The sequence below is a fragment of the Acidobacteriota bacterium genome (assembly GCA_039030395.1).
Taxonomy (GTDB): domain Bacteria; phylum Acidobacteriota; class Thermoanaerobaculia; order Multivoradales; family JBCCEF01; genus JBCCEF01.
The window spans coordinates 491,085-506,392 of the sequence record JBCCEF010000001.1; the positions used below are offsets into that span (position 1 = coordinate 491,085).

Annotated in this window: 10 protein-coding genes; 6 read left to right on the forward strand and 4 right to left on the reverse strand. The window is 65.9% G+C overall.

Annotation, left to right across the window (positions count from 1 at the left end):
• Positions 1-32 precede the first annotated feature (32 nt).
• The 5 genes from AAF481_01875 (at position 33) to AAF481_01895 (ending at position 5,859) form a co-directional block, all read left to right on the forward strand.
• The gene (locus AAF481_01875) at positions 33-1,556 is read left to right on the forward strand and encodes a S8 family serine peptidase (protein MEM7479897.1); all 1,524 of its coding nucleotides are present in this window, start codon (positions 33-35) and stop codon (positions 1,554-1,556) included.
• Positions 1,553-3,073 carry an acyl-CoA synthetase gene (locus AAF481_01880; protein ID MEM7479898.1) on the forward strand — a complete coding sequence of 507 codons (1,521 nt, stop codon included), beginning with the start codon at positions 1,553-1,555 and terminating at the stop codon, positions 3,071-3,073. Before AAF481_01875 ends, AAF481_01880 begins: the two co-directional genes overlap by 4 nt.
• A gap of 10 nt (positions 3,074-3,083) precedes the next feature.
• Positions 3,084-4,115: a class I SAM-dependent methyltransferase gene (locus AAF481_01885; GenBank protein MEM7479899.1), complete on the forward strand. Its 1,032-nt coding sequence runs from the start codon at positions 3,084-3,086 to the stop codon at positions 4,113-4,115.
• 48 nt (positions 4,116-4,163) lie between these two features.
• Entirely contained in the window at positions 4,164-5,369 is a 1,206-nt protein-coding gene (locus AAF481_01890; GenBank protein ID MEM7479900.1) for an MFS transporter, read from the forward strand.
• A gap of 163 nt (positions 5,370-5,532) precedes the next feature.
• Positions 5,533-5,859, forward strand: a complete 327-nt coding sequence (locus tag AAF481_01895; protein ID MEM7479901.1) for a hypothetical protein — start codon at positions 5,533-5,535, stop codon at positions 5,857-5,859.
• Positions 5,860-5,918: 59 nt separating this feature from the next.
• On the opposite strand, the gene AAF481_01900 is transcribed toward AAF481_01895, so the two are convergent.
• From AAF481_01900 to AAF481_01910, 3 genes are read right to left on the reverse strand one after another with little or no spacing between them, the layout of a single operon-like run.
• Positions 5,919-7,349, reverse strand: a complete 1,431-nt coding sequence (locus AAF481_01900) for a sialidase family protein (protein ID MEM7479902.1) — start codon at positions 7,347-7,349, stop codon at positions 5,919-5,921.
• Between the two features lie 19 nt (positions 7,350-7,368).
• On the reverse strand, positions 7,369-8,325 hold the full coding sequence (locus tag AAF481_01905; GenBank protein MEM7479903.1) for a hypothetical protein: 957 nt from the start codon (positions 8,323-8,325) through the stop codon (positions 7,369-7,371).
• Between the two features lie 36 nt (positions 8,326-8,361).
• Complete coding sequence (locus tag AAF481_01910; protein ID MEM7479904.1) at positions 8,362-12,894, reverse strand: hypothetical protein; 4,533 nt, start codon at positions 12,892-12,894, stop codon at positions 8,362-8,364.
• Positions 12,895-13,086: 192 nt separating this feature from the next.
• Between AAF481_01910 and ggt the strand changes: the two genes are divergently transcribed.
• On the forward strand, positions 13,087-14,790 hold the full coding sequence (ggt, locus tag AAF481_01915; protein ID MEM7479905.1) for a gamma-glutamyltransferase: 1,704 nt from the start codon (positions 13,087-13,089) through the stop codon (positions 14,788-14,790).
• Between the two features lie 93 nt (positions 14,791-14,883).
• On the opposite strand, the gene AAF481_01920 is transcribed toward ggt, so the two are convergent.
• The gene (locus AAF481_01920; GenBank protein MEM7479906.1) at positions 14,884-15,288 is read right to left on the reverse strand and encodes a hypothetical protein; all 405 of its coding nucleotides are present in this window, start codon (positions 15,286-15,288) and stop codon (positions 14,884-14,886) included.
• Positions 15,289-15,308: the final 20 nt, after the last annotated feature.

Genomic DNA, 15,308 nt, shown 5'->3' on the forward strand with positions numbered 1-15,308 from the left:
GTACCCCGAGGCTGGACGAAAGGACTCGACTCATGAGCCGCCAGACGCTATTTGTCTCGATCTTGCTGAGCGCCATCGCCGGCCCCGCTCTCGGAGCGACGACCGGGGTGCCGCCGTCCGGGATCCCGGAGAGCCCCATTCACCCATCGTTGGCGGCCCAACTCGACGAGGGATCGGGGGCTCTCCACCGCATCCATGTCGGGCTTCGGCCGGACGCCTTCGCTGATCCGGCGAAGCGCTCGGCGGCCTTTCGCGCCCTCGACGCCTCCGGCGACAACGGCGCCCTCGACGCTCTCCGGGCGGACGTGGCGGCGGTGCGCTCGCGCGCCCTCGCCGTCAAGCCCGCCGGGCGCTTCGAGGTCCTCTTCGAGTACAAGGTAATGCACGGCTTCTCCGCTCGAGCCGATACCGCGGCCATTCGCGACCTCGCCCGCCGACCGGAAGTCGAGTCCATCGAATCGATGCCGATCTGGGAGCCGTTTTTCAACGAATCCCATCCTCTGACCGGCGTGGACCAGGTGCACAGCCGCGGGTATACCGGAGCCGGCGTGACGGCGGCGATCATCGATGGCGCGATCGACCACGACCACGCCGCCTTCGGCGGCCAGCCGACCTACCCGAACGCGAAGATTCTCGGCGGATACGATTTCGCCGACGACGACGCGGACCCCACCCTGGACTGCGATCTCCAGCGCCACGGTAGCTCCATCGCCAGCATTCTGGCCGGCAATGGCGGCGACCTCACCGGCACGGCGCCGGACGCCAAACTGGTCTACATCAAGCTGGCGGCGGCGGACGACTGCGGCATCCTCGGTTATGCCGGGGATCTGACAGCGGGCATCGATTGGGTGGTGGACAATCGGGCCACCTTCGACATTGAGGTGCTGTCCTTGAGCCTGGGCTTTGGTGCCTTCGACGACGTGAGTTCCTGCGAGTCGTCCTTCCTCCCCGTTCGCGACGCCTTGCAGGACGCCTACGACGCCGGCATCGTCATCACCGCGGCGGCGGGTAACGACGGCCTGTGCAACGCCATCGCCTTTCCGGCCTGCTTACCGACGGTGATCAGCGCCAGCGGCGCCTACGACGACGCCATCGGCGAACGCTCCTACTGCGTCAGTCTTTCGTCCTGCCGTGGAGAGGACAACCCGGATCTCGGCTGCTTTGCTTGCACTGATCCCAGTCCCCAGGCGGATCAGCCGGTATGTCTGCTCAACACCGGCTCTCTCCTCGATGTCTTCGCGCCCACCCGCTGCGCCAAGTCGATCCGAGCTTCCACCACTTCGACCACCGACACCCGCAACTGCTTCGGCGGCACTTCCGCCGCGGCACCCTTCGTGGCCGGCGTGGCGGCGACGCTGCTCGAAGCGGTGCCGTCGCTGACGGCGGACGAAATCCGCGATCTCCTGATCGGCACCGGCGACGGCATCTTCGACAGCCGCAACGGCCGGACCATTCCGCGGGTGAATGCCGACGCCGCCCTCGACGCCGCCCTCAACATCTTCACCGACGGCTTCGAATCCGGCTCGACTTCCGCCTGGACCAGCGAGGTCCCCTGACCAACGGACGAACCTCGCGAGCGAGGGACCCGGCGGCGACGGCGATCGTCGACGGCAGCGGGCGCCACAGCTACGAAGAGCTCGAGCGCGGCGTCGCTCACCTCGGCGGGGTGCTGCGCCGCCGATTGCGGTCCGCGGCCGTACCCGCCGGAGCCGGCCGGGTCGCCTTCCTGGTGTCGCCGGACTTCACCTATCCGCTGGTGCAGCGATCCATCGGACGGGCCGGAGCGATGGCGGTGCCCCTCTCGCCGCTCCACCCGGCGGCGGAACTCCGGGCGATCCTCGAGGACGCCGAACCGCACCTGGTGATCACCGATGACCGCCACGGCGATCGCCTGCGCCCGGTCGCCCTCGAAGGAGCCGGCTCCTTTCATTCCGTCGCGGAGTTGCTCGCCGGTGAGGGCACGCCACCGGAGGACATACCCGAAGACGACCCGGAACGGCCGGCGATGATGCTCTACACCAGCGGCACCACCGGCCGCCCCAAGGGAGTAGTGCTCCGCCGCCGGCATCTGAGCTGGCAGACCGAGGTGCTGGTGGAAGCCTGGAGTTGGCGCCCCGCGGACCGGGCGCTCCTGGTCCTCCCCCTCCACCACACTCACGGCATCGTCAACGTACTCGGCTGTGCCCTGGCCGCCGGCGCAACCTGTGAGATGGCGCTGGCCTTCGACCCGCGAGCCGTCTGGCACCGCCTGGCCTCGGGCGAGATCACCGTGCTGATGGCGGTGCCGACCATCTGGTCGCAGATGATCGAACAGTGGGAGAGCGCGTCGGCGGCGGAACGAGAGGCCTGGTCCGCCGGCGCCGGCGGCCTGCGCCTGGCGGTCTCCGGCTCCGCCGCCCTGCCGGTGCCTGTACTCGACCGCTGGCGCGCGATCTCCGGCCACACCCTGCTCGAACGCTACGGCATGACCGAGATCGGAATGGCGTTGTCCAACCCCCTCCACGGCGAACGCCGTCCGGGCACCGTCGGCAAGCCTCTGCCGGGCGTCGAAACGCGCATCGTCGACGACGCCGGAGGGGTCCTGCCGACGGGCGAAGCGGGCGAACTGGAGGTCCGCGGCCCGGGGGTCTTCGACAACTACTGGCGGCGCACCCAAGAGACCCTCCAGGCATTCCACAAAGGCTGGTTCCGCACCGGCGACGAAGCGCGGATCGAGGCCGATGGCGTGCACCGCATTCTTGGCCGGCGAAGCGTGGACATCCTGAAATGCGGTGGCTACAAAATCTCCGCCCTGGAAATCGAGCAGGTGCTCGCCGGGCACCCGGAACTCGCCCAGATCGCCGTCTGCGGACTGCCGGACGAAACGTGGGGCGAACGGATCGCCGCGGCGGTGGTGCTGCATCCAGACCGCCGGGCCAACGAAACCGCCTTGCTCGACGAGCTGCGCACCTGGGCCGGCGAGCGCCTCGCGCCCTACAAACGGCCCACCCGCTTGAAGATCTTCGACCGGCTGCCCACCAATACCCTCGGCAAGGTGGTCAAAAGGGAGGTCGTGAAGCGATTCGAAGGCTAGAATCGGCGCCATGACCTACTCCTGGCCGGACTCGTTTCCCCGCATCCCCGACGAAGACTGGGTGGGCCAACGGGTCGGCTCCCTGGCCCGCGGCTACGACACCGTAGAGGCCCACGGCTGGTACTCGAACCTCGACCCGACGGTCGAAACGGTCGCCGCCTGGCTGCCGGACGGCGCCGTGGTGGTGGACTACTCCGGCGGCACCGGCATCCTCACCGAGCGCTTGCTGCGTCGCCTGCCGGACCATCCCTGCGGGGTGGTGATCGCTGACTCGTCGCCCAAATTCTTGCGCCTGGCGGTGGAGAAATTGCGGCACGATGAGCGAGTGGCATTCCGCCGCATCCAGTTCCTCAAGGCGGAGCGCCGCCTGCAGCTCCTCGAAGAGGTACTGGCGCCGGACGACGGCTCCAGCTCGGCGACGAGGCTGCCGGTCGACGCCATCGTCTCCACCAACGCCATCCACCTCTACTACGACCTCGCCGACACCCTCGCCTCCTGGCTGCGCTGCTTGCAGAGTTTCCACGACGCCGGCCCGGCCGGCCGCGCATTCGTGCAGTCCGGCAACATTCGCAATCCGGCGGCGCCGAAGGATCACTGGATCATCGACGAAACGGTGGAGCACATCCACCGGGCAGCGGTCGATCTGGTGGGCCTCGATGCGCGCTACGAGCGCTTTCGCGGCCACCTCGACGAGGCTGAGCACATGGCCGCCCACCGCAACCTGCGACAGAAATTCTTCCTGCCGGTGCGGCCCCTGGAGACCTACCTATCGGCCTTCGAAGACGCCGGCTTTGAGATCCTCGAGACGGACTGCCGGCCGGTAACCGCCCGGGTGGACGAGTGGTACGAGTTCCTGGCGGTCTACCACGAGGGGGTGCTCGGATGGGCCGGCGGCGCCGAGAAGGTCACCGGCGAGGCGGCGCCGGAGGAGATCGTCCAGGCTCGCCTCGATCTGATGCGCCACGCCATGGAGCGGGTCTTCGGTGGCCGCGAGAGCTTCGAAGCCGCCTGGACTTATTGGGTGGCCGCGCCCCATTCCTGACTTGCCTGTCCTGAGACCTCGCCGCCGCTCACTTTATTTCTGTGTACGATGAATAGCTCTTCCCCCGCCGCGACGGACTGGCGCCGTACCGTCCTGCTGCCGTCGGTCTTCCTGCTGGTGGCGATGCTCAACCTCACCCTGGTGGTGGCCGGTTTGAAGGAGCTGATCGTCGACGAGCTGGGGGGTACGGCCCGGGACGCCAGCCTGTTCTTCTCCATCGAGATGCTGGCCTACGTGCTGTTCGCACCGCTGTGGGGGGTACTGAGCGACCGCCTGGGCCGGCGGGTACCGTTGGCCGCCGTCGGCTTCCTCTTGACGGCGCCGCTCTACGCCTCCTACGGCCTGCTCGACTCGGTGCCGGCGTTCCTCGCCGTACGCTTCGTGCAGGGCGCGACGGCGGTGCTCGGCTGGTCCACCCTGATGGCGATGGTCCTCGACCAGCCGGACCAAAAACGGCGCGGGCGGTACATGGGCATCATGGGCGGCGCGCTGACGCTGGGAGTCTCCATCGGCGCCCCTCTGGGCGGCCACATCACCCGCTCGATGGGTCCCCGAGCGCCCCTCGAAGTGGCCGCCGGCCTGTTCTTGCTGCTGGGGGTGGGCACGCTCATCTTCCTGCGCGACTCCGGCCAGGTGCGCCGGCAAATCCAGATCGGTCAGATCCTCGGTACCCTGCGCCTCCAGCCGCGCTTGCTCCTGCCCTACGGCTTCTATTTCGTGGACCGCCTGACGGTGGGGTTCTTCGTCGTCCTGTTCCCGCTCTACCTGGGCAGCCTGGGAGTGGAGGATCCGGCGGTGCGCGGCCGCTATCTGGCGCTCTTCCTCTTTCCCTTCTCGCTGCTGCAACCCCTCGCCGGACGGCTCACCGAGAAGACCGGCCCCTTGAAGCCCCTCCTCGCCGGCTCTTTCCTCTACGGAACGGCGCTGTGCTTCGTCGGCACCACCGGCCTCTACTCCCTGTGGTTCGTGATGGTGCTCCTCGGCCTGCTGGCGGCGGTGATGTTCCCGCCGCTCATCACCTTGACCGCTCAACTGAGCGAAGAAAGCACCCGCGGCAGCGCCATGGGCGGCTTCAACCTCGCCGGCTCCCTCGGCTTCGCCGTCGGCCCCCTGCTCGGTGCCTGGGCGCTTGAAACCCGCGGCTACGGCTTCGCGTTCTTGATCAGCGGCACGACGGAGATTCTGGCGGTGGTGGCGACGCTGGTCCTGCTGCGCTGGTTCCTGCGGACCCCCGAGAAGTACCGGATTACATAGGTTATGGAATCTTTCTTTCCGATCCACATTTCGAAAAATTTGATACATTCAACGAGTTCAGGGAAACAGGTCGACCTCCTCTCGGAACGCTTTCACGGCGGCCTCCACCAGCACCGATGTGCGGGCACGGTGGAAGTCCGCCTCGACATCCAGGAGGTTTGCCATGAAGAAGTTCTTGATCTTGACCCTCTGCCTCGCCCTCACCCTCGCCGCCGGCATCGCCCTCGCCGACGAGGCCGAAACCGCGGGCAAAGCCGACGAATCCTCCAGTATCGTTCTCGAGCGCGAAATCAAGGGCGACGAAGACAGTAAGGCGGTCGAAACGCTGTTCAGCGAACTGTTCACGCCGGCAGGCGGCACCTGTGAAGGAACCGAAGGATCTTGCACTTGCACCGACTGCGAGTGTTTCGGACCCCGGCCTTGCTGCATAACCGGCTGTGTTGCCTGTTGGGATCACCGCGAAAACATGGGGTTCTGCGGAGTCCAATAGCCCCCGCAACCACACGGTGCCGGAAGCTCTTTCCGGCACCCCTACTAGTCCCAGCTCGTTCATCGGTCTTGAGCCGACCAGTGACCGGTCCCTCCCGACTCGAATCCATCCTCGAAGATCGTCAGGGCATCGGCGCGGCGGGTCCACCAGACGTTTCCCGGCCCTTGCCAGCCGGGGCCCTCTCCCCAGATGACGTGCTCGCGGCCGGCCGAGTCCACCGCCAGTTCCAGATAGTCGCCATAGGGAAAAACATAGCCGAGAGGATCTTTGTAGGGCGCACCGTCGCCGCGGTCCGACAGCCGCACCGGCGCCGACCAGGTGAGGCCGCCGTCCGTCGAGCGGGCGAGGCGGGTGTTCCAGAATCCGGTCCCCGCCCCATCGTCCTGCCAGGCCAAGCGGAAGTCCCCTGGCACCGGTCCCGCGGCGAGAGCCGGGAAGGTGTGATGGCCTCTGCCGGCGCTGATCTCCACCGGCGGCGACCAGGTGGCGCCACCGTCCGTCGAACGGCGGGTGTAGAGGTGGAGGGTTCCGTTGGGTACCCGCGCCGCCGAGTAGGCGACGACGATGCGGCCGGCGGCGTCCACCGCCACCGCCGAGGTGGGGCCGAGGAAACCTTCCGGACAGCCGGGATCCCAGGTGCAGGGCGGCAGTTCCCGGGAGGTATCCAGGGTGGGGGTCTGCCAGGGAGGCTCGCCGTCCGGTGATGTCACCAGCCGAATGTTGGAATCGCCGGAGTAGTCCTGGCTGTAGTCGACGGCGGTGAACCAGACGGCACCGTCCAGCGCCACCGCTCCGCCGTTGTGGAACCAGTACCGGCCGTCGGCGGAGGTTCGGTGCGGCACACCGAAGGAGGCGCCGAAGTCGTCCGACGAGGCCACCCAACCGTCGCTGGCGTTGAAGGCCACCCACACCCGCTGACCATCGGCTGAGGCGACGAGAATGGGCTTGTCGGAGAAGTCCGGCGGCTTGCCCGCCTGAAGGATGGTGATCGGCGCCGACCAGGTGACTCCGGAGTCGCTGGAGCGGACCACCTTCACGCCCGGCTCGAAGCCCTCGATCCAGGCGGCGAACACCCATCCGCCGGACGCGGTGATCACCTGAGGATCGTTCTGAGTGACCGGCGCCGCCTCGAGCAGTGCATCCGCCTGCCAGGTCCACCCGCTGTCCAGGGAGCGCCGAGCGACCACCGCCGGGTCCGGAGTACCGAAGCTCGTCCCGTAGCGGGTGGTGAGCTGGTGGACGACTCCCTCTTCATCCGGCGCAACGGCCACCGCCGGCTCCCAGTCGTCCTCGGCCGCCCAGGGCTGCTCGCTCCAAAACCCATCGGGGGTGATTTCGATCCCTGAAGCCACGACCGGAAGGATCGGCGCTCCACCACCGCCGAGGCGGCCGCGTGGGGCAACGTCGTTGGGTTCCGGTGATGCGCAGGCCACGGCGATCGCACTCGCGGACAGCATCCACCGCAATGGCCAGGAAATCTGCCGTTTCACCGCACCAGTCTACAGACTCCTAGGGCACCAGCTCCTCCACCGCGGGCGGCGCAGGCAGATCCGCGAGGGTGCGATCGACGGTCAGTGGGGTGGCATCCAGGGTCGCCAGGTCGGCCAGAGTCTTGCGCTGTCCTTCGGTCAGCGAATCCTCGATTTGGGCCAAGGCTGACAAGACCTGCTTCTGAGTTCCCGCCGGCAAGTTTGGCTGCGCTCTGAGGAAATTCTGAAGAGCCGGGGCCGCGGCGCTGCCATGCCAGCGAGCCAAGCCCTCTGCCGCCCACAGCTCGGCGCGTCCTCCGGCCAGTACCGCAAAGGCCGGTTGCTGGTCCGCCAGCACCTCTTCGAGCAGCCTCCGAGCTCCCTCCGATTCAGGTGCCAGGCGAATGGCGAGGGCAGTCTCGAGGCGCGGCACGCCATATTCCGCAGCGAGGGTCCGGATGCGCGAATCCGGGTGATTGCGGGCGAGCGCCTCAAGCGCCGAAAGAGCTCGACGCAAGTCGGCTCGATCAGGAACTTGCCACAGGACTTCCAAGATCTCCGCCGCCGGAATCGGTTGCATTCCGGGCTTTGCAAGGGCGGTGGTCACCCGCTCGACTCCTGGTCCCCCAAGGCGGAGCAAGGCTTCTACGGCGGCAAGGCGCGGCGCCGCCGGATCGCCGCCGAAAGCGAGTCCGTCGAGAACATCGAGGACCGAATCGTTGTCCGCCGTGGCCAAGTAACCGAGGGCAGTAACGGTCATCCGATCGGATCGACCCGCGGCGATCTCATCCAGCAACTCCGGAACCATCGCTGGACCACCCTGAGCGACCAAGGCGACTCGCTGGCCAAAGGAAGCTTCGTGCTTACCGAGCGACCGTGCCAGCGCAAAGCGATCCACTGAGGCAGCCTCCTGAGCCGAGGCTACGGGTACGACGAGCAAGAGGACAAAGATGAGCGAAAGGGCCACCACAACAGTGCCGAGAATTGAGCGAGTCATCGGGTTTTTCCAGTCCATCTTCGTTCTGTTCATGATCTAGAACCCCCTCGCGGTAGTGCATTGGGCGTTGGTGAATCGTTTGGAGTGCCCCACCGCGTCGTTGGCATCGGTTCCGCCCCCTTTCATCAGATTGATCCGGCCCGCCAGGATCAATCGATTGGTATGACTGCCATCGGCCAGCAAGATGTGTCCGGCTTCGTGCGGAGCGGTGACAAAGCCCGCCGAAGGAACATTCTGAGAGACGATCAAGATGTTGATATCCGTCAGATTGTTCAGCATCGGGAGGTTGCCGGCACGGAAGTTCTCACCACGGCTACCCGAGCCCGAGCCGTTGTTCAAGAAGTTCACAATGATGTACTCGAAGGTCGCGGAGTTCCCGTCGGAGAAGGTATCGATCAGATGCCGCTCCTCTCGCGTCGGAATCAAGTTGCCGCCAAACTCGTTCATGCCGTCGGCCAGGTTGACGCCAAAGTCATAACCGTTGTTGCCGTTGGCATCGGTAAAGGTCTCGGAGCGTTCGCCGTTGTCGTGCAGATTGTCGTTATCTGCATCGACAAAGTCGAAGGTCCCGTTTCCGGCACCGATGTTCGGCGTTGCCGCATTGCCGTCGTGGTCGAAGCCGGTGTCGTTGAAGGCTTCCGCGGCCGGCGGATCCACGGTCTGAGAATGCACCTGGTCAAACTGGATGCAGCACTGCGCCCAACCATCGTTCATGCTTCTCAAGCCATCGGCCACGATGGTGGCACCGCCCACCGCCGCCCCGCCTGGAGTCACTCGCAGACGGTGGAAGCGAACATCGTGTCGCTTGGTTTCGTCGGTCGGCTTCTTGTCGCAAACGTCGACAATCGATCCGGTAGTTGCCCCGGCTTTGGTGTATGTCGCCATCACCTTGCCGTCGGTGCGACCGAACATCGTCACGTCGTCGGCACCGTCGTCGGTGCCGTCAACATCCGGTGCCTGAACAAAGTCATCATCGATGTCGTCGTCGTTGACCACCAGAACGAAGGCGCCGGAGCGGTAGGTATTTGCGGCGCCGGCGGTGAGAGACAGGTTGTTGACTTGATCCAGCGCCGCTCCGCCGTTGGGATTGATATTGCGCTCGAAGGACTCCTTGTCGGCGGCAATGGGACCTGCTCCGCCGGCCCGATCGGTCACTTCCACGTAGTAGCGCTCGGCTTCGAGATCTTCAAAGTTGTTGCGCACCGCAGGGTTGGCGGCGGTTCCTTGGAAGGAAGTTTCCCAGCGACCCACCTGAACGTGGTCCGTGGCAGCACCGGCGCCGGCCCCGCCGGCGGGGCCGAGAATCTCGATCCCGAAGACCGTCACCCGCACCGCGTCCTTGGCCACCCAACCGGCCGGTCCCGGGCCGTCCGGATCGACTTCCACCAGAATGCGATCGGGATTGCCGACCGACGGACGGATGCCTTCCAGCCACAGATCGACCGAGCGATTCGAACTCCCCAAACCGAGATCCGTCGCCTTGTAGACCTCCAGGGTGTGGATGTAGTTTCCGTTATTGTTGACCCGTTCCTTGCGGCGGGCGGGATTGCCCTTCTTGTTCCAGATGCGCAGGTTGCCCGGCGCCGGAGCGAGGTTGGCCGGATTCGGCGCCGCCGGCATCGCCGCCGGATCCGAGGCACTATAGGTGAACCGCAGGGTGGCAACGGTCAAGTCCACCGGTGCCGGAATCTCCAGCACCATTTTCACGTCGTCATTCTCCTGCGGGTTGACATCGTCCAGAGACATGATGGTGTCGCGGTTCCAACCGTCGGCCCAATCGATCACCCGATCGTTGTCGTCGTCGTCACCGTTGACCGGCACAAAGCGACCGTCCTGATTGTTTTGGTCTTCGATGTTGTCTTCGGCGTCGGTGCGATGAGGCCCGTAGTCCGCCGTGGTTCGATTGTTGTCGCTGTCCACGTCGAGATCGACCTTGATCACCGTCGCCTTCACCGTGTCTTGGAGAACCTCGGTGAAGGCGTAGCCGTCCTTCTCGTAGGTGCACTCATAGGTGAGGGTCATCGCTACGTCACCCAGGGCGGCGCTCACCTGCACGCCTTCCACCGCCACATTCTTGGGATTCGGCACCAGCGGCGCAGGAAAAGTGACCCCGGACGGAATGATCGCCGGCGGGTTCGCGTCCATGTCGTAGACCTGGACCTGCGCCGGATAGGTGAGCGTCCACTGGTCCGGCGGGGTGTTGGGCGACAACTCCATCACCATCCACACCGGATCGTCTTCCGGCGGGTTGCGCAGAATCGGCTCGACGGTCAAGTCCTTCAGGTTGTCGCCGTTGTCGTCGTCATCATTCAAAGCGATGTACTTGCCCGGCGAGTTCTCTTCAATGGAGTCTTCGAAGGCGGAGCGATCCGGCAACCCCACACCATTGTTGTTGTCGCTGTCGATATCCAGATCGACGGCGCAGCGGCTGCAGGGCACCTCCCGGGTCGGCCAGTGGTTTCCCGCATAGAGTTCGCCGGCCGGATCGAAAGATCCCCCATAGCCGAAGAAGAAAATGTCCTGGACATCGTCTTCATCGTGCTCGTAGGGGGCACCGATCGGTGGCAGGCCGGTGATGGTGCCGGCGGTGACATGCACCGACTCCATCCCGGTGTGGAAGGTCATTCCAAGTTCCGGCAGCTCGAGGTCGAAGAAGATGTCGAAGGACGCCTCGCCGGCAATGAGGTTGCCGTCCGCGTCCACCTCGTGCACCAAAATCTGTCCTCGCGACAATCGGTCCTGGCGCTCGCGCAGAATGACCGTTCCCAGACCGTCGATCTGCCCTCCCAACTCCAGACGCGCCATCTCCGTATGGATGATCTGCCCGGCCTCGTAGGGAGCCGGGTCCAAGAAAACTTCCGCCGGCTGTAGGCCGTCGGAGGTCAGATCGACTTGAACCGGTACGAAGTCCGAAGGTTCCACCGGATCCAGGGCGCCGGCCCAAGGGCCGCGCAGGGCTTGGAGTAATACCGGGCTGATGGCGACGGTGGTCTGGCCCGTAGACTCAAACCAGTCCTCGTCCGGCGTGTCCGGCGGATAGGGCGGCTCCGGAGTCGTGGGAATGTGTTCCGAATGGCACAACCAGCCCACCTGCTGGCGCTCCTCTCCGTCGTCCTCTGAACCCTTCGAGTACAACGGTACGGGCTGGCCGGTGGTGGGCTGGTAGGCGGTGCCGTAAGGCGGTAGGTCGGTGATGAAGCCGCTACTCATGGAGATCGACTCGTCCCCCGTGTCGAAGGTGAATCCCAGATCCGGAAGAGCCACCTCGACGAACATCTCGAAGGTGCTGGATCCTGCAACGAACTGCCCGTTCTTCACCCCCTCCACCTCGATCCAGCCGGTGGACGGGCGATCCGGCCTGAGGCTTGCCATCACATGTCCAAAGGACGAATCGAAAGCACCGAGCTCGAGCTGCTTCATTTCCGTGGACACCACATCGCCCACCTTGTAAGGCGGCGCCGGCCGCTCGACGATGGCCGGAGGCAGGCCATCGGCGGCCAACTTCAAGATGACGCCGGAGGAGCAGCTCGGATCATTCGGGTCGAGGGTGACCTCGATCGTAGCCGTGGACAGGAACCCCTCTTCCACAGCGACCGGCTCTCGCGGCGGCACATACTCCTTGTCGTCGGCCCACAGACGGTAAGGAGCCTCACGATGATCGAGCTTGAAGGCAAAGGTGCTTCCTCGGCCGGTGCTCGGGTAAGCCGGAGAGCCGGAGACCTTCCATCCGACCGAGTCTTCGTGGCCGGTAGGGGTGGTCTTGGCATAGAAGATTTTCTTGTCGCTGGTGTCGTTCGCGGGATCCCCTTTGATCGCCACGGAGTAGCGCTCGATGATCCCCTGCCGGGCCTTCCCCGAAGGACCCACCTGGACCTTGACCGCGCCCGGGCGCGGATTCCGCAGTTCGAGTACTGGCCCCAACTCCAGCCGGGCTTTGCCATCGACCACCCATTCGATCAGAGGGTCGAACGCCGCCGGCTCGGCGCTCGCAACGAGGCGAACCGGTGTCGACGTCGAAGCCAACCAACGCTCGGTGGAGACCGGTCGTAGGGATCGACCTTCGCTCCGCGCTGCCTCCGCCCTCAGAGGACGGACTTGGACGCTGCGCGGCGCCACATCGAGAACCTGGAGCTCGGTTCCGTCTTCGAGTACCTGGCCGTTCGGCAGCTCGTAGCCCACCACCACTCGATAGGTACCGACTTCCTCGAAGGCCACTTCGGCCATCGACCAGCGGCTGTCTCGATACACCTCCCTGGCACCCTGCCAGGCAATCGACACGCTCGGATGGGCGGCGCGCAGAAAACGCAGCGTCGAGCCGCGCGGTACGCCGGTGACCTTGGGCGCTAGGTGCCAGGCGGTGGTCAAACCGGGGATCGGTCCGAGAAGCAGCGCGTCGCGCGGCAGCGAAGCGGCGACCGTCGCAATCTCGCGCGCCGAATCGGAAGGCGTCCCCGGGGGGGTTCCCCCCGTCCCGTCGCCGTCCGGCGGCGCCGCGGCGCCCATCGAAACGATTCCAGCGGCCAGCAGGGCGGCCGCCAGCACGGCCGTGAAGAGCTTCAGTCTCGACATGGGCGCACCTCCTCCAGCGATCTCGGCACAAAAATCCATCCAATACGCCGAGATATACAAATTTCTTGATTTTCCTATAGATGCAGTGCGCCGAATATGAGAAACGTGACACGGCCTCGGCCCGTGGGTGCGCGAACCGGCGGTTCGCCGCCGCGTATACTCGCCTCCTCAAACTGTCCAGGAGGCCCTCCCATGAAGCGTTCAGCCGTCGTCGCCGTCGCCCTCGTCACCGCCCTGCTGCCGGCCGCCACGGACGCCTACGACCGCGTGACCGGCCGGTCCTTCGCCAGCCGCTCGGAGGTCATCGCCCAACACGGCATGGCCGCCACCAGCCAGCCGTTAGCCACCCAGGTGGCCCTGGACATCCTCAAGCAGGGAGGCAGCGCGGTGGACGCGGCGATCGCCGCCAACGCCGTGCTCGGGTTGATGGAACCCACCGGCTGCGGCATCGGCGGCGACCTCTTCGCCATCGTGTGGGACGCCGAGAAAGAAGAACTCACCGGCCTGAACGGCAGCGGCCGCTCACCGCTTTCCCTCACCCTGGAAGAGTTCGAGCGCCGCGGCCTCACCAAAGTGCCGAGCCACGGCCCTCTGCCGGTGAGCGTACCGGGGGCGGTAGACGGCTGGTTCGCCCTCCATGGGCGCTACGGCGTCCTGCCGATGGATCAAGTCCTCGCGCCGGCGATCCAATACGCCCGCCAGGGCTTCCCGGTGAGCGAGCTGATCGCCTACTACTGGGGCCGCAGCGCCCGCTTCCTCTCCGACTACCCGGGCTTCGCGGAGACCTTCGCACCCGACGGCCGCGGCCCCGTCAAGGGCGAGATTTTCCAGAATCCGCGCCTCGCCAACACCTACGAAACCCTGGCGAAGGAAGGGCGGGATGCCTTCTACAAGGGCGACATCGCCCGCGCCATCGACCGCTACATGAAGGAAAACGACGGTTTCCTCTCCTATGAGGACCTGGCCACCCACACCTCCGAGTGGGTGGAGCCGGTGTCGACCTCCTACCGCGGCTACGACGTCTGGCAGCTACCGCCGAACGGCCAGGGCATCGCCATGCTGCAGATCTTGAACCTGCTGGAACCCTACGATCTCGCCGCCATGGGCTTCGGCAGCACCGACTACATCCACCTCTTCATCGAGGCCAAGAAGCTGGCCTTCGAAGACCGCGCCAAGTTCTACGCCGATCCGGACTTCCACGACATTCCGGTGGCCGCACTGATCTCCAAAGAGTACGCCGGCGAGCGCCGCAAGTTGATCGACTCGGAGCGCGCCGCCCGCCGCCTGGAGGCCGGCAACCCGGCCCTGGAGGAGGGCGACACCATCTACCTCACCACCGCCGACAAAAACGGCAACATGGTCTCTCTCATCCAGAGCAACTACCGCGGCATGGGCTCCGGCATGACGCCGGGGGACCTCGGTTTCGTGCTCCAGGATCGCGGCGAGCTGTTCACCTTCGAAGAAGGCCACTTCAACGTCTACGCCCCCGGCAAGCGGCCCTTCCACACCATCATCCCGGCCTTCGTCACCAAGGACGGCAAGCCCTTCATGAGCTTCGGGGTGATGGGCGGCGCCACCCAGCCGCAGGCCCAGGCCCAGGTGCTGATCAACATCCTCGACTTCGGCATGAACCTGCAGGAGGCCGGCGACGCCCCGCGGATCCTCCACTCGGGCTCCTCCCAGCCCACCGGCGAGCAGATGACCGACGGCGGCCGGGTGGCCCTGGAGACCGGTTTCGGTTGGGAGGTCGAGCGCGACCTCGCCCGGCGCGGCCATCGCCTAGTCAAGAGCGTCGGCCCCTTCGGCGGCTACCAGGCCATCCTGTGGGATGCCGCAAACAAGGTGTACTACGGCGCGTCGGAATCCAGGAAAGACGGCCAAGCGGCAGGGTATTGAGAGCCCGTCACTCCGGATCCAGGCCGCAGACGGTGTACCAGGGGCTGGCCGCGAAGCTGAAGCTGTAGCGGCCGGCGGCGGTGAGCAGCGGCATCACCCACGACGGCGCCGGCCGGTAGGGACCGGCGCCGTGGAAGGGTCCCAGCGCCCGAACCCGAGTGCCCCTAGATCGTTCGCCGGCATGCGCTGGGTAGCGAGTGGGAAGAAGGCCGAGTTGGAGACGTTGAGGGCCTGGTTGCCGTCCTCGTCGTAGGCGTGGACGTCCTGCTCGCGCAGCGGATACCACGAGGGAGGACCGCCGCAACCGAGCGGACCGGTTCCGCCCTCCGGCGCCGCCTTCGTATCGCGCCAGACGATCAGGTCGGTGCCGCCGCTGAACGGCCCACCGAACTGCACCAGCGGTGAGGCCAGATCGAAATACCCGGTCGCGTTCGGCGCTGCCGAGCAGACCGGCGGCAACGACCACGGTGGCGTGCCCCCGCCTTGGGTTTTCTTCAAGATCAGACTTCTGAGTTGAT

Bases quoted from the DNA above. Each gene is read 5' to 3' on its own strand.
- AAF481_01910 (MEM7479904.1), bottom strand. From the start codon at position 12,894: ATGTCGAGACTGAAGCTCTTCACGGCCGTGCTGGCGGCCGCCCTGCTG.
- AAF481_01890 (MEM7479900.1), top strand. From the start codon at position 4,164: ATGAATAGCTCTTCCCCCGCCGCGACGGACTGGCGCCGTACCGTCCTG.
- AAF481_01905 (MEM7479903.1), bottom strand. From the start codon at position 8,325: ATGACTCGCTCAATTCTCGGCACTGTTGTGGTGGCCCTTTCGCTCATC.
- ggt (MEM7479905.1), top strand. From the start codon at position 13,087: ATGAAGCGTTCAGCCGTCGTCGCCGTCGCCCTCGTCACCGCCCTGCTG.
- AAF481_01895 (MEM7479901.1), top strand. From the start codon at position 5,533: ATGAAGAAGTTCTTGATCTTGACCCTCTGCCTCGCCCTCACCCTCGCC.
- AAF481_01885 (MEM7479899.1), top strand. From the start codon at position 3,084: ATGACCTACTCCTGGCCGGACTCGTTTCCCCGCATCCCCGACGAAGAC.
- AAF481_01875 (MEM7479897.1), top strand. From the start codon at position 33: ATGAGCCGCCAGACGCTATTTGTCTCGATCTTGCTGAGCGCCATCGCC.